General features: G+C 73.2%; 12 protein-coding genes. 9 read left to right on the top strand and 3 right to left on the bottom strand.

What is annotated here, in order from left to right:
* Nucleotides 1–52: 52 nt before the first annotated feature.
* From ACK8N7_RS05105 to ACK8N7_RS05095, 3 genes are all read right to left on the bottom strand, one after another.
* Nucleotides 53–472 carry a hypothetical protein gene (locus ACK8N7_RS05105; protein WP_500441149.1) on the bottom strand — a complete coding sequence of 140 codons (420 nt, stop codon included), beginning with the start codon at nt 470–472 and terminating at the stop codon, nt 53–55.
* 117 nt (nt 473–589) lie between these two features.
* Entirely contained in the window at nt 590–2,539 is a 1,950-nt protein-coding gene (locus tag ACK8N7_RS05100; protein WP_500441148.1) for a sensor histidine kinase, read from the bottom strand.
* The gene (locus ACK8N7_RS05095; protein ID WP_403210303.1) at nt 2,532–3,245 is read right to left on the bottom strand and encodes a response regulator transcription factor; all 714 of its coding nucleotides are present in this window, start codon (nt 3,243–3,245) and stop codon (nt 2,532–2,534) included. Before ACK8N7_RS05095 ends, ACK8N7_RS05100 begins: the two co-directional genes overlap by 8 nt.
* A 121-nt stretch (nt 3,246–3,366) precedes the next feature.
* Here ACK8N7_RS05095 and ACK8N7_RS05090 point away from each other — a divergent pair, with 121 nt between their 5' ends.
* The 9 genes from ACK8N7_RS05090 to ACK8N7_RS05050 all read left to right on the top strand — a co-directional run bounded on the left by ACK8N7_RS05090 (nt 3,367) and on the right by ACK8N7_RS05050 (nt 17,447).
* The gene (locus ACK8N7_RS05090) at nt 3,367–5,559 is read left to right on the top strand and encodes a regulator (protein ID WP_500441146.1); all 2,193 of its coding nucleotides are present in this window, start codon (nt 3,367–3,369) and stop codon (nt 5,557–5,559) included.
* A 46-nt stretch (nt 5,560–5,605) separates the two neighbouring features.
* Nucleotides 5,606–7,348, top strand: coding sequence for a hypothetical protein (locus ACK8N7_RS05085; protein WP_403210307.1), 1,743 nt, complete (start codon nt 5,606–5,608; stop codon nt 7,346–7,348).
* A gap of 279 nt (nt 7,349–7,627) precedes the next feature.
* The gene (locus tag ACK8N7_RS05080; RefSeq protein ID WP_403210309.1) at nt 7,628–8,929 is read left to right on the top strand and encodes a cytochrome P450; all 1,302 of its coding nucleotides are present in this window, start codon (nt 7,628–7,630) and stop codon (nt 8,927–8,929) included.
* Nucleotides 8,926–10,179, top strand: coding sequence for a cytochrome P450 family protein (locus tag ACK8N7_RS05075; RefSeq protein WP_403210311.1), 1,254 nt, complete (start codon nt 8,926–8,928; stop codon nt 10,177–10,179). Before ACK8N7_RS05080 ends, ACK8N7_RS05075 begins: the two co-directional genes overlap by 4 nt.
* Before the next feature lie 22 nt (nt 10,180–10,201).
* Nucleotides 10,202–10,900 (top strand): ATP-grasp domain-containing protein, encoded by a 699-nt coding sequence (locus ACK8N7_RS05070; RefSeq protein ID WP_500441143.1) that lies wholly within the window; start codon nt 10,202–10,204, stop codon nt 10,898–10,900.
* Nucleotides 10,901–11,091: 191 nt separating this feature from the next.
* Nucleotides 11,092–12,594, top strand: a complete 1,503-nt coding sequence (locus ACK8N7_RS05065) for an aldehyde dehydrogenase family protein (protein ID WP_403210315.1) — start codon at nt 11,092–11,094, stop codon at nt 12,592–12,594.
* A gap of 103 nt (nt 12,595–12,697) precedes the next feature.
* Nucleotides 12,698–14,311: a GMC family oxidoreductase gene (locus ACK8N7_RS05060; protein WP_403210317.1), complete on the top strand. Its 1,614-nt coding sequence runs from the start codon at nt 12,698–12,700 to the stop codon at nt 14,309–14,311.
* Nucleotides 14,308–15,462 carry a quaternary amine ABC transporter ATP-binding protein gene (locus ACK8N7_RS05055; RefSeq protein ID WP_500441141.1) on the top strand — a complete coding sequence of 385 codons (1,155 nt, stop codon included), beginning with the start codon at nt 14,308–14,310 and terminating at the stop codon, nt 15,460–15,462. The genes ACK8N7_RS05060 and ACK8N7_RS05055 overlap by 4 nt, the downstream gene beginning before the upstream one ends.
* Complete coding sequence (locus ACK8N7_RS05050) at nt 15,462–17,447, top strand: ABC transporter permease (protein WP_500441140.1); 1,986 nt, start codon at nt 15,462–15,464, stop codon at nt 17,445–17,447. The genes ACK8N7_RS05055 and ACK8N7_RS05050 overlap by 1 nt, the downstream gene beginning before the upstream one ends.

The following is a 17,447-nucleotide window of genomic DNA, read 5'->3' as shown; positions in this document are numbered from 1 at the left end:
CGGGTACGGGACGGCGCCACGGTCGGTGTGAGTGGTGAGGGGTGACTACAGGTCAGCCGTTGCGGCGGCGCAGCACGAAGGTGCCCGCGCCCGCGAGCAGCGCGAACCCTGCCACCGAGCCGGCGAGGGCCGTGGTGCTGTTGTCGCCGGCGCCGGCCGTGCGCTCACCGGCGGCCACGCCACCGCGCGGCGCGACCGCCGGGGCGGGTGTGGCCTCACGGGGTGCCGCGGGTGCCGGGCGGTCGCCCGCCGCGACGCCACCACGGGGTGCGACGGAGGGGCGGGCCTCCTTGGGCGCGGCCTCGGCGGCCTTCGCCCGCTCCGGCGAAACCGAGGGGGCGCTGTCGGAGGGCACCGCGGGCTTCGGGGTCGCGTCGGCGAAGGCAGCGGTGGACGGGACCAGCACCGCGCCGGCCGCGACGGCGGCGAGCACGGCGGTGCGCAGGGTGAGGCGAGCGGTCAAAGCGGTCATACGGATGGCTCCATTCCATACGTCGCCCCGTGGGGGCCCGGGTGCCGTTGTGCACCGGGTACGGGGCAGGGAGCCAGGCTGTCCGGGAGTTATGAGGAAGCTGTCAGGACGCTGTGGTCATCCCATCAGGGCGACGGCGCGGTGGCGGGGGAGCCGGAGCGTGAACGCCGAGCCCTTCCCCTCCGTACTGGTCGCGCTCGCCGTCCCGCCGTGGGCCTCGGCCAGTTTGCGGACGATGGCGAGTCCGAGGCCGCTTCCGCCCGTGCGGCGGCTGCGGGACTTCTCCGCACGCCAGAAGCGGTCGAAGACGTACGGGAGATCCGCGGCCGGAATGCCGGTCCCGGTGTCCGCCACCTCGATCACCACCATCCCGGGTCCGGACCCGGATGCGGAACCGGTCCCCTCCCCGTACGCGCGCAGCGTCACCGTCCCGTCCGCCGGGGTGTGCCGTACCGCGTTGGAGACCAGATTGCCCACCGCCTGCCGCAGCCTGACCGGGTCCGCGTGCAGAACCGGGGCCGCCCCCGCCGCCACCGTCAGCGTGACGCCCGCCGTCTCCGCACGGGCCTGGTGTGCGGCCGCGACCTGGCCCAGGAGCTCCTCGATACGGACCGGTTCGGGGTGCAGCCGCAGCACCCCGGCGTCGGCGGCGGCCAGATCCTGGAGGTCGTCGATGATGTGCTGGAGCTGCACCGCCTCCTCCAGCAGCGAGTCCACGAACGCCGGATCGGGGTCGGCCAGACCGTCCTGGGCCGCCTCCAGCCAGCCGCGGATGTTGCTCAGCGGGGTCCGCAGCTCGTGCGCCACATCGCTGACCATGGCCTTGCGCTGCTCCTCCAGGCGCGCCCGGTGCGCGGACATGTCGTTGAACGCGGCGGCCAGCCGGCCGATCTCGTCGTCCCCCCTGACCGGGACGGAGGCGTGCTCCTCACCGTCCCGCATCCGCTGCGCGGCCCCGGTGAGGGCGTGCAGGGGGCGGACCAGCCTGGCGCCTGCGAGCACCGAGGCGCCCACGGTCAGCGCCAGGACCAGCGCCGCCGCACCGGCGATCTTCGCGGTGTTGGCGGGGGAGAGGTCGAAGCCGGGCACGGTCGCCCCACCCTCGTCGCCGATGAACAGGAGCGCGGGGGAGGCCACGTACGAGCTGAGTTGTTCGCTGCGCGCGGTCCCCACGCAGGAGGCGATGGCCCGGTCGTCCTCCCCGGTGAGTTCCCGGGGCGGCTCGACGGCCGGGACGGGGGCCGGGACGGGGGCCGCCTCGCGGGCGTCCCTCGGCACCGAAACGGGGCGGGGTACGGCGACCGCCTCGCCCCACGAGAGGTCCTGGTTCAGCCGCACACCGTCGCGTCCCTGGCGCTTCAGACAGGCGTCGGCCAGCGCGTCGAGCGCGCCGAGCGCCTTCTTCTCCGTAGCCGTGGGCGCGTCCAGGTCCGAGGGGTCGCAGCGGGTGCCCAGCGCCCGTTCGGGGTCGTTGCCCACCATCTGCACCCGGGGCCGTCCGCTCGGCCCGACGACCACGTCGGAGGCGATCCCCGCCCGGTTCAGGCACACCGCGTTCCGGTCGGCGGTCAGCCGCAGCGTCACGCGTTCGGCCGCCGGGAGCAGGAACGGGCCCACCGCCCGCGGGTCGATCCGGTCCGCCGCCGTGCCCTGCCCCTCGGTGCTCCGGGCGGCCAGGACGGTGTCCACGGACAACGGGTCGACCACCGCGGAGGCTTCCGGCGGCAGCGCGGGCGGGGCCGTCGCGGTGGCGGAGTCGGCGAGCGGCTGCCTGCTCTGCGTGGTCAGCGCGACCCGGCGGCCCGACTGCTCGGCCAGCTCCCGTACGGTCGCGTCCACCCCGTCCCAGGTCGGATGGCGGGCGGCGTAGCCGAGCAGGGTGTCGTAGATCCGGGCGTCGGCGGTCAGGTTCTGGCCCTGCTCCTGTTTGATCGCCCCCGAGGTGGTCTGAACGGCGAGCCAGGCGGTGGCCGCCACCGAACACGCGGCGACCAGCGCCGACACACCCAGCAGCCGCCCCAGCAGACTCCGCCGCAACGGCACCCGGGAGGACCGGCCCCTACCCACGCCGTGCGGCCTTCGCCGGGTCGGTCAGTTTGTAGCCGACCCCGAATACGGTGAGCAGGCGCACCGGCCGCCGGGGCGCCGGTTCGATCTTCTTGCGCAGGTTCATGACGTGCACGTCGACCGTCCGGTCGCTGATGTAGCGGTCGAAGCCGTGCAGCTCCTCCAGCAGCCGCTGACGGCTGAACACCCGGTCGGGACCGGCCGCCAGCGCGGCCAGGATCCGGAACTCGCCGCGGGTGCACTCCACCGGCTCGCCGTCCACCGTCACCTCGTGCCGCTCCGGATCGACCACGAGGCCGCCCACCCGCAGAACGTGGTCCTGCACCACCCCGGCCGGCCGCCGGGTGCGGCGCAGCAGCGTACGGACGCGGGCCATCAGCTCACGCGGGCTGTACGGCTTGGTCATGTAGTCGTCCGCGCCGAGGTCCAGCCCGAGCAGCAGATCGTCCTCGGTGGTGCGGGCGGTCAGCATCAGCACGGGCAGCTCCCGGGCCTCGGCCCGCAGCACCCGCACCACGTCCAGGCCGTCCGCCCGAGGCATCATCACATCGAGGACGAGGAGGTCGGGTTCCTTGTGCCGTACGGCGTCGAGCGCGGCGAGCCCGTCGCCCACGATCCGTACGGCGTGTCCTTCCCGTTCCAGATAGCGGCGTACGAGTTCGGCCTGCTTCTCGTCGTCCTCGGCAACTATGACGTCTGCGCACACGCCCCCGATCGTAGAGCGCGGCTACAGTGCGAGGCCGGGGCGGGTTCCGGAACGCGGAAGCCGGGAAGGGAACCGGCGCGTTCACCTCGGTGAGGTGGCCGCACCGGCGGAAGGAGACGGGTTGAGCAGCGTCGGTACGGACGGCGGCGGAGCGACGTACAACTCGGTGTCGGGTGATGCCGTCGTCGTCGGGCCCTTGTTGATGGCGCGGCACATCGAGGGCATCCAGCTGCCGCCCGCCGCGCCCGCCGCCCCGCCGTGTCAGGGGCCCCCGCCCACCCGGGTGTTCGTCAACCGGACCCAGGAGCTCGCCGGTCTGCGGGATGCCGCCCTGGCCCTGGCCGCCGATCCGGAGCCGGGTGTGGTGATGGTGGTCGGGGTCGGAGGGGTCGGCAAGACCCAGCTCGTCGCCCAGGCCGTCCACCGTGAACTGGCGCAGCTCTTCCCGGACGGCCAGCTCTACGTCGACCTGGAGGATCACCGCCGGGACGGGGCGGTCGACCTCGCCGCTGTGCTCGGCGGGTTCCTGCGCGCCCTCGGGGTCCACAAGGACTACGTGCCGGGAAGACTCGCCGAACGCACGGCCCTCTTCCGCAGCGTCGCCGCCCCGCTCCGCCTGCTCGTGAAGGTGGACAACGTCCAGCACGCCCCGGAGGCGCGGGCACTGGTGCCGCCGCAGGGGCTGCTCGTGGTGACCGGCCGCCGGGCCCTGCCGTCGCTGCTGATGGACGGGGCGGTGCTGATCGACGTCGCCCCGCTCGACGACCGGGCCGGGACCGAGCTCGTACGCCGCTGGTACGCCGACGCGGACGAGGGGACGGCCGCCGATGTCGTACGGCTCTGCGCGGGACACCCCTTGGCGCTGCGGGCCGCGGTGGAGTGGCTGGCGGCGCGGCCGCAGCTGACCCTGGACGACGTGGTGCGTGATCTGACGGCCGGGAGGTACGGAACGGGCGACGACGGAGCTCGGGAGGCGATGGGCGTGGCCATGGGCGTGAGCGGGGGACCCGCACAGGACGGCGTGGGCGAGGCGGTCGACGCGGTGCTGGACGCGGTGGTGGCCGAGGTTTCCGACGACACCCGGCACCTCTACGACCTCTTCGGGGTCCTGCCCGGCACGACGGCGACGGCCGACCTGCTCGGGGCCGTCGGCGCCACCCGGGTCGACGCGGGTCTCGGTGAGCTCCTCTCCTCCCGGCTCGCGGTCCTGGTGGAGTCCGCCGACCGGCCCCGGCGCTACCGGCTGCACGATGTGGTGCGGGCCCATGCCCGGCAGTGCGCCAGGGCGTTGCCCGAGGACCGGCGGCGGTCCCTCCTGCGGCTCGTCGTGGACTTCTACGCCGACGCGGCGGCCCACGGAGACGCGCTGGTGCTCGGCGCGCGCTTCAGGATCCAGCCGCCGCCGGTCCGCCCGCTCGCCGAACTCGGCTCGAAGGAAGCGCTGTTCACGGGCGGCGCCGACGCGCTGGAGTGGCTGGACGCGGAGCGCGACAATCTCCAGGCCGTCATCCGGGTCGCCGCCGACGAGGGATGGCACCAGGAGGTGTGGCGGCTCTGCGAGTCGCTGTGGGCGCTCTACCACAGCCGCAAACACCTGGCCGACTGCGTCGAGTCGGGCCTCCTGGGCATCGAGGCTGCCCAGCACGAGGCGCGCCCCGACGTCGAGATCCGGATGCGGAACCAGGTGGCCCGCGCTGCCTACGAGCTCGGCGACCTGGACCGCGCGGAGTCCCAGCTCGACGCCGCGACAGACCTTCTGGAGCCGGCGGGCGACCCGCGGCTGAGCGGTGTGGTCTGGGAGAGCCGAGGGCTGATCGCGCTGGCGCGCGGCCGGTCGGAGGGAACGCCCCGCGCGGTGGGCGAACGGGCCGAGGAGGCACGGCAGTTGTTCGAACGCGCGCTGGCGGCCAACCGTGCCGTCCCCGACCCGCACGGTGTCGTCGTGCAGAGCTACAACGTCGCCCAGGCGCTGGTGGTGGGCGAGCGGTGGACCGACGCGCTCGGCGTGCTGGACGAGGCGGCCGAGGTGGCCCGCACCACCGGCGACGAGCCGATGCTGCCCCGGATCGACCTCGTACGGGCCCAGGCCTTCGTCGGCCTCGGCTCGCTGGACCGCGCGGTCGCCGCGACCGTGGCGGCGGCCGACCGCGCGGCCGGTCTCAAGCAGTTCGCCAAGCTGGACCAGGCGCTCGAGCTGCTGGCCGCGCTCGCCGACCGGGCCGAGGACCGGCCCCTGAGGGCCGCCTGCGAGGAGAAGCTCCGCGAGCTCCGGCGGAACATGGGACTGGAGCCACCGGCCGCACCCCCGGCCTGACCCTCCGCCCTCAGTCCTCCACCCCTCCTCTCCCCGGAGCCACGCGTTGTCCTCGGTGCCGTCGCTGCTCAGCCGTCCGTACGCCCGGTTCCGCCGCGCCGCCCGGCCCGGCCACGACCGGTGGAACACCTGGGACCCGCCGAAGGCGGAGGTGCTCGGGGTGGCGCGGACCCTCACCTCCGCCACCCGGCTGGTGGACGTCATGCACCTGCTGCGCACCGAGGACGGGATCGGGAAGTACTTCACGGTCAACCCCGGCTCGGCGTTCGCGGACGGGCTCGACTCCTATCTCGCCGGGCTCGGCGTCCAGGTGCTGAGCTGGAAGGAGGCCACCCGGCGCTCCTTCGACCTGGCGGTCAGCTGCTCGGTGCACCCGACGATGCGCCGGCTCGACGCCCCGCTGATGGTGCTGCCGCACGGCGCGGGGTACAACCGCCTCGTCACCGAGTCGACGGGCGACACGCTCGCCCCCGCAGGGCTGTCCCGGCGGGAGCTGATGTGGCGGGGGAAGGTCGTCCCGGAGGCGATCGGCGTCTCGCACCGGGCCCAGATCGACCGGCTCGCCGAGACCTGCCCCGAGGCCGCGCCGTACGCCCTGACCGTCGGCGACTGGTGCTTCCAGCGCATCGCCGCGAGCATGCCGCACCGGGACCGCTACCGCTCGCGGCTCGGCGCGGTCGACGGGCGGCGTCTGGTGGTCGTCCACTCCACCTGGAGCCGTCACTCGCTGCTCGGCCGCCATCCGGAGCTGCCGCTGCGCCTGGTCACCTCGCTCCCGGCGGACGAGTTCGCCGTCGCGGCCGTCTTCCACCCCAACGTGTGGGCCCGGCACACCCGTTCGGGCGTGCTGGAGCGGCTCGGCGCCGCGATGGACGCGGGGCTCATGATCATCCCGCCGCAGGAGGGGTGGCGTGCCGCCGTGGTGGCCGGCGACTGGGTGGTCGGCGACCACGGCAGTACGACCTTCTACTCGGCCGCCGCCGACCGCGTCACCCTGCTCGCCGCGACCGGCCTGGACGAGCTGGATCCGGCGTCGCCCGCCGCCGCGTTCGGGCGAGGCGCGCCGCGGCTGGATCCCGACGGTGATCTGTACGCGCAGTTGCTGGCGGCGGCCCGCGGGTACGACCCGGCGGAGCTGCGGCCCGTCGTGGACCGTCAGCTCGCCTCGGTCGACACCTCCGGCGAGGTGACCCGCGCCCGGATGTACGCGTTCCTCGCCGGGCGCGGGGTCGGAGTGCCGGAAGCGGCCCCGCAGCCGATGCCCGTACCGGACCCCGAGCCCGTACGCCGTACGGCCGCGACGGCGTACGACGTGACCGGCGCCCATGACGCCGGGGGAGCCGTCGACCTCCAGCGCCGGCCGTTGGTGGCAGGGCACCACACCGAGGCCCTCGGCTTCTACGCCGTCACGACCGAGGAGAACCATCCCTACTGGCCGCACGCCGCAGAGGTGCTGGCCCGTACGGTCACGGACGCCGAGGTGGCCGCCCTGGACTGGGTGGCCGAGGCGGCGGTGCGCCACGAGAACCTCAACGTCCTCGTGGCGCGGCTGGACGAGAGCCGCTGCCTGGTCCGGCTGCGGGGCGGGCGGCAGCTGGAGGCCCGTGCGGAACGTTCCTGGGGCGCGCGGCGGCCCCCGCTCGACCCGGTCCTGCTGGGGTCGGCCGTCAACCTCTGGATGACCGACGCGGAACGGGCGAAGGACCTCACGGACGGCCTGACGCTGCGCACGGGCCAGTGGCAGGTCCAGGTGGCGTTCACCGAGCCGTCGGGCGGCCTCTGCGGCTGATCCTGAACCGGAGGCAGTTGGTCCGGCGGCCGGCCCTGAACCGGGGGCAGTTGGTCCGGCGGCCGGCCCTGAACCGGAGGCAGTGAGTCCGGTGTCGATCTTGTGATCAAACCTGCGCACATGTCATACGAGAGTGATCGGCGAAGCGGGCAGAGGTAACCGGGAGCGGGCAGAAAAGGGCGCGATTCGGCCCCGTCGGTTCACCGAACCTCCTTATAGTGGTGCCGCGTTGATCGTATGGTCGCAACGCGCGAAGCCGTCGCCACTGGAGTCCGTACGATGACGAACCCCTCGCCCGCCACGCCCGCGCCCCCGGCCGGTGGAGGCGGTGGTTGCCCCATGGGCTCCGGCAGGGGAGCCGTTCCGCTCAGCGGCCCCGGCTTCCACACCGAACCCCAGGCGCTCTACCGCTCCATGCGGCGCGACCACGGCCCCGTCGTCCCGGTCGAGCTGCCCGGCGGCTTCCCCGCCTGGCTGGTGATCGGCTACCGGGAACTCCACCAGGTCACCAGCGACGGCGAGTTGTTCCCCCGGGACGTCTCCCTGTGGAACCAGTGGGAGAACATCCCCGCCGACTGGCCGCTGCTGCCCATGGTGGGGACCCCCATGCCGTCCATCTACTTCACCGCCGGGGCCGAGCACCGGCGTCATGTGGAGATGGTCGTCCCGGCGCTCGAAGCGGCCGACCCGTTCGAGATCCGCCAGCACTGCGAGCAGTTGGCGGACCGGCTCATCGACGCCATGTGCAGCCGGGGCACCGCCGACCTCGTCGCCGAGTTCGCCGTGCCACTCCCCGTCCTGGTCCTCGCCCGGCTCGTCGGCTTCCCCGACGACGAGGGCGCCGACATCGCCCAGGTGCTCAAGGACCTGGCCGACGGCGGTCCCGGCGCCCAGAAGGCCCACCTGCGCTTCGGCGAACACATGCACCGGCTCGTCGCGGCCAAGCGGGCGCACCCCGGGGACGACGTGACCTCGCGGATGATCGCCCACCCCGAGCCGTTCACCGACGAGGAGTACGCGCTCGACCTCATGGCCATCACGGCCGCCGGGCACCTCACCACCGCCGACTGGATCAGCAACTCCACCCGGCTGATGCTCACCGAGGACCAGTTCGCCGACGCCCTCTCCGGCGGCCGGCACAGCGTCGCCGAGGCCATGAACGAGGTGCTCTGGGAGGACGGCCCGACCCAGATCCTGGCCGGCCGGTGGGCGTCGAGGGACGCCCGGCTCGGCGGGCAGAACATCGCCCGCGGCGACATGCTGCTCCTCGGGCTCGGCGCCGCCAACGCCGACCCGCACATCCGGCAGCAGGTCACGGACCAGGTGGTCCGCTCCGGGCAGGGCGGCAACAGCGCCCACATGGCGTTCAGCCACGGCGAGTACCGCTGCCCCTTCCCCGCCCAGGAGATCGCCGAGATCATCGCCCGTACCGGCATCGAAGTGCTGCTGGACCGGCTCCCCGACCTCGAACTGGCCGTCCCCTCAACGGAACTGGTGCGCCGGCCCTCCGCCTTCCTGCGCGGGATGACCGCGCTGCCCGTCCGCTTCACCCCCGTACGCACGACAGGAGACGCCTTGTGAACTGCCCGCACACCGGAGCCGCGCAGACCGACCGAGGCGCCGGGACCATCACCATCGACCCCATGGTCCAGGACCTGGACGGGGAGACCACGCGGCTGCGCGACGCCGGAGTGCTGGCCCGGGTCGAGCTGCTCGGGGTCCCCGCCTGGACGGTCACCCGGCACGCCGAGGCCCGTCAACTCCTCGTCGAACCACGGCTGGTGAAGGACATCGACGCCTGGGGCCTGTGGCGGAGCGGAGTGGTGACACGTGCCTGGCCGCTGATCGGCATGATCGACGCCGGGCGCTCCATGTTCACCGTGGACGGGGCCGAGCACCGGCGGCTGCGCACCAAGACCTCGCAGGCGCTCACCCCCCGGCGGCTCGAAGCGATCCGCCCGGCCATCGAGAAGTTCACCGATGAGCTGCTGGACAACCTCGACGCGGCGCGGGCCGAGGACGGGACCGTCGACCTGAAGGCGGTCTTCGCCCAGCCGCTGCCGATGAAGGTGGTCGGCATGCTGATGGGCGTCGACGAGTCCCAGCACGCGATGCTGACCCGGCAGTACAAGGCGTTCTTCTCCATGCTGACCCCGCAGGACGAACGCCTAGCGCTCCTCGCCGAGTTGGACGTCTTCTACACCGGCCTCGTACGGGAGAAGACCGCCCGCCCGACGGACGACCTCACCAGTGCGCTGATCCTGGCCGAGGAGGGCGGCGAGCCGCTCACCGAGGAGGAGGTGGTGGGCAACCTGAAGGCGATGGTCGCCGCCGGACACGAGACGACGATCGGGCTCATCCTCAACGCTGTGCGCGCGCTGCTCTCCCACCCGGACCAGCTGGAGAAGGTGCTGGCCGGCGAGATCGGCTGGGACGCGGTGATCGAGGAGACGCTGCGCTGGGACACTCCCACCACGCACCTCCTCATGCGGTTCGCCACCGAGGACATCACCGTGGGCGACACCGTGATCAAGGAGGGGGAGGGAGTCGTCATCTCCTACCGCGCCATCGGCCGTGACATCGAGCAGCACGGTGACGACGCCGACGCCTTCGACATCACCCGCGCCAGCCGCAACCGCCACATGACCTTCGGTCACGGCCCGCACATCTGCCCCGGCGCCGCGCTCTCCCGGGTCGAGGCGGCCGTCGCCCTGCCCGCCCTGTTCACCCGCTTCCCCGGACTCCGGCTCGCCATCCCGGACGCGGAGATCAGCAAGCTGCCCGTGATGACGCAGAACGACATGGCCGCCTTCCCGGTGCTGCTGGGCTGAGGCCCGGCAGCCGCACACGCGTATGCCGTCCCGAGCGGGTTTCCTCGCCCTCGCCCCGCACCGCTCCACCACGGCCGCGCTCCCGGCCGACGCCGCACGCAGGCGCTCCATGGAGGTGACCGTCCTGCCCGTGGGCACGGTGCCGGACCGGTACCGGGAGCGGTGCGACGGGCACTACTACGGCGGCCCGCGCTTCGCCGCCCGCGTCGCGCGGCCGCTCGGGGTGGCGCTGCTGGAGCCGGACGACGGGTGGCTGGACGCGCTGCCGTACGCGTTCACCGGGCGGCGCATCCGCCGCTTACCGCTCTCCGAGGCCCGGCGCCTCCCCGGCCCGCTGTTCGCGAAGCCACCGACCGACAAGAGTTTCCCGGCCGCCGTGTTCGGGAGCGGGGCCGAGCTGCCGCCCGCTGCGGGAGACCCCCTGGTCCAGGTCGGCTCGGTGGTGACATGGGCCGAGGAGTTCCGGCTCTTCCTGCTCGACGGGGAGATCCGCACGGGATCGCGGTACGCCGTCCACGGGCTGCTCGACGCGGCCCCGCTGGCAGGACACCCGCAGGAGTCCGCCGTACGCGCCTTCGCCCGGCGGCTCACCGCGTCGTGCGGGGCCACCCTGCCGGGCGCCGTCGTCGTCGACGTCGGCCGGATCAGCCCGCCCGCCCGCCCGGTCGGCCGGGGCCGGGCTTTTTGGCGAACCGGGCCCGCCCCTTCCACCGGAAAGTGACCCGGCACACCTCCCGGGCCGGCCCGCCTCCCGAGTGAGCTGCGTCACGCAGAGTGAAATTCTTGGCATACATTCCGCCGAACCGGGGAGGGGCTCGGACCGCTGGTGCGGCCGTACCCCGGCTCCACCGCGCAGGACGCCCCCGGCCGAACCGAACGGGGGCATTTCGGGTACGGAAGGCGAAAATCGACATGTCGGCGCTCAGCACCATCCACATCGACGGCACCTGGCGGGCCGCCGGATCAGGCGCCACGCGCGAGATCCTCGACCCCGCCGACGCCACCGTCCTGGCCGTCGTCGCCGAGGGCGGCGTCGAGGACACCGATGCGGCGATCGCGGCGGCGCGGCGTGCCTTCGACGACGGCCCCTGGCCGCACAAGCCCGTCGCCGAGCGGGCCGGGCTGCTGCGCCGGGTCGCCGAGCTGCTCCAGCGGGACCGCGAGGAGATCGCGATCACCGAGAGCCGTGACACCGGCAAGACCCTCGAAGAGGGCCGGGTCGACGTCGACGACGTGACCAACGCCTTCCGCTACTTCGCCGACCTCGTGATGAACGAGAGCGGCGGCCGGGTCGTCGACGCGGGCGACCCCGACGTCCACAGCATCGTCGTGCACGAGCCCGTCGGCGTCTGCGCCCTCATCGCCCCCTGGAACTACCCCCTCCTCCAGGCCAGCTGGAAGATCGCCCCGGCCCTCGCCGCCGGCAACACCTTCGTGCTCAAGCCCAGCGAGGTCACCCCGCTCTCCACCGTCCAACTGATCAGGCTGCTTGCCGAGGCCGGCCTCCCCGACGGTGCGGCCAACCTCGTCACGGGCGCGGGCGACCCCGTCGGCGCCCGGCTCTCCGAGCACCCGGACGTCGACCTGGTCTCCTTCACCGGCGGCCTCGCCAGCGGTACGAAGGTGGCCCAGGCCGCCGCCCCCACCGTGAAGAAGGTCGCCCTGGAGCTCGGCGGCAAGAACCCCAACGTGGTCTTCGCCGACGCCTGCGCCACCGACGAGGGCTTCGACACCGCCGTCGACCAGGCCCTGAACGCCGCGTTCTTCCACAGCGGCCAGGTCTGTTCCGCCGGCGCCCGCCTGATCATCCAGGACTCCGTCAGCGAGCGGTTCGTCACCGAGCTGGCCCGCCGCGCCGACGCCATCCGCCTCGGCCGTGGCACCTTCGACGGCGTCGAGTGCGGCCCGCTCGTCTCCGCCCAGCAGCTCGCCAAGGTCGAGGCGTACGTCGCCTCCGCCCGCGAGGAGGGCGCGATCGTCCGGGCCGGCGGCGCGCGCCCCGAGCCCAGCGACGTACGCCCCGAAGGCGGCTACTTCTACCGGCCGACCGTCCTCGACGGCTGCCACCGGGAGATGAAGGTGGTCCGCGAGGAGACCTTCGGCCCGATTCTCACCGTCGAGACCTTCCGTACCGAGGAAGAGGCCATCACCCTGGCCAACGACACCGACTACGGCCTCGCGGGCGCCGTCTGGACGACGGACTCCGGCCGGGCCCGCCGGGTCGCCGGACGGCTGCGCCACGGCACCGTCTGGATCAACGACTACCACCCCTACCTCCCGCAGGCCGAGTGGGGCGGCTTCGGGAAGTCCGGTACGGGACGCGAGCTCGGCCCGACGGGGCTCGCCGAGTACCGCGAGTCCAAGCACATCTACCAGAACCTCAACCCGCGCCCCCAGCGCTGGTTCGCCGGCTGACACCTGCGGGGACCGGGCGCCCTCTTTGCGGAACCGCCCGGTCCCGCCCGGCTGTTCGCAGCAGCACGCACACGCACGAACCTTGCAGAAGGAGCAGTGACCGATGCCTCCCACCCCCCGCAGCACCGCAGTCCCCGACCCCGACGGCCCCGTGGCCGACTACGTGATCGTCGGCGGCGGCACCGCCGGATCGGTCATCGCCTCCCGGCTCACCGAGGACCCCGACGTCACCGTCACCGTCATCGAGGGCGGCCCCACCGACATCGACCGCGACGACGTGCTGACCCTGCGCCGCTGGCTCGGCCTCCTCGGCGGCGACCTCGACTACGACTACCCCACCACCGAGCAGCCGCGCGGCAACTCCCACATCCGGCACAGCCGGGCCCGGGTCCTCGGCGGCTGCTCCTCGCACAACACGCTCATCAGCTTCAAGCCGCTGCCCGGCGACTGGGACGAGTGGGCCGAGGCGGGCGCCGAGGGCTGGGGCGCGGCCGCGATGGACCCGTACTTCGCCAAGCTGCGCAACAACATCGTCCCGGTCGACGAGAAGGACCGCAACGCCATCGCCCGCGACTTCGTCGACGCCGCCCAGGCGGCGGCCGGGGTCCCGCGCGTGGACAGCTTCAACAGCAAGCCGTTCCACGAGGGCGTCGGCTTCTTCGACCTCGCCTACCACCCCGAGAACAACAAGCGCTCCTCCGCCTCGGTGGCCTACCTCCACCCGCACATCGAGGCCGGCGACCGCCCGGGCCTCCGGATCCTGCTGGAGACCTGGGCGTACCGGCTGGAGTTCGACGGCACCCGCGCCACCGGCGTACACGTCCGTACGAAGGACGGCGAGGAGATCCTGCTGCGAGCGGCCCGTGAGGTAATCGTCTGCGCGGGCGCGGTGGACACGCCCCGGCTGCTGCTGCACTCCGGGATCGGCCCGCGCGAAGACCTGGAGGCGCTGGGCATCGACGTCCGTCACGACCTTCCGGGCGTCGGTGAGAACCTGCTCGACCACCCCGAGTCCGTCATCGTCTGGGAGACCGACGGGCCCATCCCGGAGAACTCCGCGATGGACTCCGACGCGGGACTCTTCGTCCGCCGCGACCCCGGATCCCGGGGCCCGGACCTGATGTTCCACTTCTACCAGATCCCGTTCACCGACAACCCGGAGCGGCTCGGCTACGAGAAGCCCGAGCACGGGGTGTCGATGACGCCGAACATCCCCAAGCCGCGCAGCCGGGGCCGCCTCTACCTCACGAGCGCCGACCCCGAGGCCAAGCCTGCCCTGGACTTCCGCTACTTCACCGACGAGGACGACCACGACGGCCGGACCCTGGTCGACGGCATCAAGCTCGCCCGTGAGATCGCGGCCACCGAACCGCTCGCCCACTGGCTGAAGCGCGAGGTCTGCCCCGGTCCTGATATCACCTCGGACGAGGAGATCAGCGAGTACGCCCGCAAGGTCGCCCACACCGTCTACCACCCGGCGGGCACCTGCAGGATGGGCGCCCCCGACGACCAGGAGGCCGTCGTGGACCCGCAGTTGCGCATCCGTGGCCTTCAGTCCATCCGGATCGCCGACGCGTCCGTCTTCCCGACCATGCCCGCCGTCAACCCGATGATCGGAGTCCTCATGGTCGGCGAGAAGTGCGCCGAACTCCTCGCGGACCAGGCGCGTGACGCCGTCCCGGTCACCGGTACCAGCACCGGAGGTGATGTCCGATGACCGCAACCAAGGTCACCGAGGCCGCAGTTGAGGCTGCCGACGAGAACGCCGTGTTCTCCGTACGCAACCTCTGGAAGGTCTTCGGCCCCAAGGCCGACCGCATCCCCGGCAGCGAACACGCCTCCCTCCCGCCCGCCGAACTGCGCGAGGCCACCGGCTGCACCGCCGCCGTACGCGATGTCTCCTTCGACGTCCGCAAGGGTGAGGTCTTCGTCGTCATGGGCCTGTCGGGTTCCGGCAAGTCGACCCTCGTACGCTGTCTGACCCGGCTGATCGAGCCCACCAGCGGCACCCTCGCCATCGACGGCGAGGACGTCCTCGCGATGGACCGCTCCCGGCTGCGCGAACTGCGCCGCCACCGCGCCGCGATGGTCTTCCAGCACTTCGGACTGCTGCCGCACCGAACGGTGTTGGACAACGTCGCCTACGGCTTGGAGATCCAGGGCCTCTCCAAGGCCGAACGCCGGGCCAAGGCCGCCGAGTTGGTGGAGAAGGTGGGCCTCGCGGGTCTGGAGGACCGCCGCCCCTCCCAGCTCTCCGGTGGCCAGCAGCAGCGTGTCGGCCTGGCCCGCGCGCTCGCCGTCGACCCCTCCGTCCTCCTCTTCGACGAGCCGTTCAGCGCGCTGGACCCGCTGATCCGCCGGGAGATGCAGGACGAGGTGGTCCGGCTGCACCGTGAGGAGGGCCGCACCATGGTCTTCATCACCCACGACCTCAGCGAGGCGCTGCGCCTGGGCACCCGGATCGCGCTGATGCGCGACGGCGGCATCGTCCAGCTCGGCACCCCCGAGGAGATCGTGGGCTCGCCCGCCGACGACTACGTGGCCGAGTTCGTCCGGGACGTGCCGCGCGAGCAGGTCCTCACCGTCGCCACCGCGATGCGCCCCGCGCTCGCCGGGGAGAGCGAACGCGGCCCGGCCGTGCGCCCCGACGCCACGGTGTACGAGGCCATCGAGGCGGTCTCCCGCTCCGGCGACCCCGCCGCCCGGGTTATGGACGCCGGCCGCCTCGTCGGCGTCGTCGACCACGCGTGCCTCCTCGACGTCGTTGCCGGTACGAGCGGAACGACCGGCGCGACCGGATCCACCGGCGCGACCGGAACAGCCGGAACCCCCGAGGCTCCGGACGGCTCCCGCGAGGTGACCGTCTGATGGCCACCGCCCAGGCCACCCCGGTCCGCCCCGCGCAGGCGGGCGCGCGCCGGGGACCGCTGGCCGCCCTCCGTGACCGCCCGGCAGCCGGAAAGCTCCTGCTGCTCGCGCTCGCCGCCGTGGTCCTCGTCCCCCTCGTGCACAGCCGGTGGGGCGGCGGCATCTGGCCGGACGCGCTCACCGCCGACCTCTCGGCGCCGCTCGGCGAGGTGACCGACTGGATCGTCTCCAACCGGGACAACCACCCGCTCTTCCTCTACTTCTTCGGCCACATCAGCAACGCCGTCGTGCTCTCCGTACGCGGGGTCTACCTGGTGCTCCTGGCCCTCGGCTGGGCCGGTGTCACCGTGCTCGCCGCCGCCGTCGCCTGGCGGGTCGCGGGCATCAGGCTCGCCCTCACCGCGGCCGTCTCGTTCCTGGTCTGCGGGCTGCTCGGCATGTGGGTGCCGACCATGCAGACGCTCGCCCTGATGGCCGTGGCCGTCCTCGCCTCCGTCGTACTCGGACTGCTCCTCGGCCTGGCCGCCGGGCTCTCCGACCGCACGTTCCGCGTGCTGCGCCCGGTCCTGGACACCATGCAGGTGCTGCCCGCCTTCGCGTATCTGCTCCCCGTGGTGCTGATCTTCGGCATCGGCGTGCCCGGAGCGGTCCTCGCCACCGTCGTGTACGCGGCTCCGCCGATGGCCCGGCTCACCGCACTCGGCCTGCGCGGCGCGGACGCGGGCGTCATGGAGGCCGTCGTCTCGCTCGGCGCGACCGGGAAGCAGCGGCTGATCACGGCCCGGCTGCCGCTGGCCCGCAAGGAGCTCCTCCTCGGCCTCAACCAGACCATCATGATGGCGCTCTCCATGGCTGTCATCGCCTCGGTGATCGGCGCCGGTGGCCTGGGCGACCGCGTCTACCAGGCGCTGTCCTCCGTCGACGTGGGCGCCGCCCTCGCCGCGGGCATCCCGATCGTGCTGCTGGCCGTCGTCCTGGACCGTACGACGGAGGCGGCGGGCCGCCGCATCGGCGCCGAGCCCACCGGCCCGGCCCTCCTCCGGGGATGGCGCGGCTGGACCCTGGCCGCCGTGGCCACCGCCGTCGTCGCCCTCGTGGGACGGGCCACCGACGGCCGGGTCTGGCCCGAGGACGTCACGGTGGCGATCGCCGGACCGGTGAACACCGCCAAGGACTGGATGGTCGACCACCTCTACACCGGCGTGCCCGTCGTCGGCGGCACCGCCGACCTCGCCTCCCACTTCACCAGCGGCGTCCTCAACCCGCTGCGCAGCGGACTCACCGGACTGCCCTGGTGGTCGGTGCTGCTGATCGTCGCCGCCCTCGCCTGGACCATCGGCACCTGGCGCACCGCCGCCACCGCCGTCCTCGCCATGGCCGCGATCGGCGTCCTCGGCGTGTGGGAGCCGTCGATGGACACCCTCAGCCAGGTGCTCGCCGCAGTGGCGGTCACCCTGGTCCTCGGCTTCGGCATCGCCATCGGCGCCGCCCGCAGTGAGCGCCTGGAACGGCTGCTGCGCCCGGTCCTGGACGTCTTCCAGACCATGCCGCAGTTCGTCTACCTGATCCCCGTCGTCGCCCTCTTCGGCGTCGGCCGCGCACCCGCCGCAGCAGCCGCCGTCGTCTACGCGCTGCCCGCCGTCGTCCGCATCACCACCCAGGGCCTGCGGGGCGTCGACCCGGCCGCGATGGAGTGCGCCCGCTCGCTCGGCGCCACCACCGGCCAGCAGCTGCGCCAGGTCCAACTGCCCCTGGCCAGGCCCTCCTTGCTGCTCGCCGTCAACCAGGCGGTCGTGCTGGTCCTCGCCGTCGTCATCATCGGCGGACTCGTCGGATCCGGTGCACTCGGTTACGAGGTCGTCCTCGGCCTCGCCCAGGGCGACCTGGCCACCGGGCTCGTCGCCGGAGCCGCGATCGTCTGCCTCGGCCTGATGCTCGACCGGGTCACCCAGCCCACCACCCGCCGCCAGCGACAGGAGAGCTGA

Origin of the sequence: Streptomyces griseobrunneus (genome assembly GCF_046713465.1) — a bacterium.
GTDB lineage: Bacteria > Actinomycetota > Actinomycetes > Streptomycetales > Streptomycetaceae > Streptomyces > Streptomyces microflavus.
The sequence above is the reverse complement of the archived record's forward strand: the minus strand, read 5'-3'. Positions and strand labels throughout refer to the sequence as shown.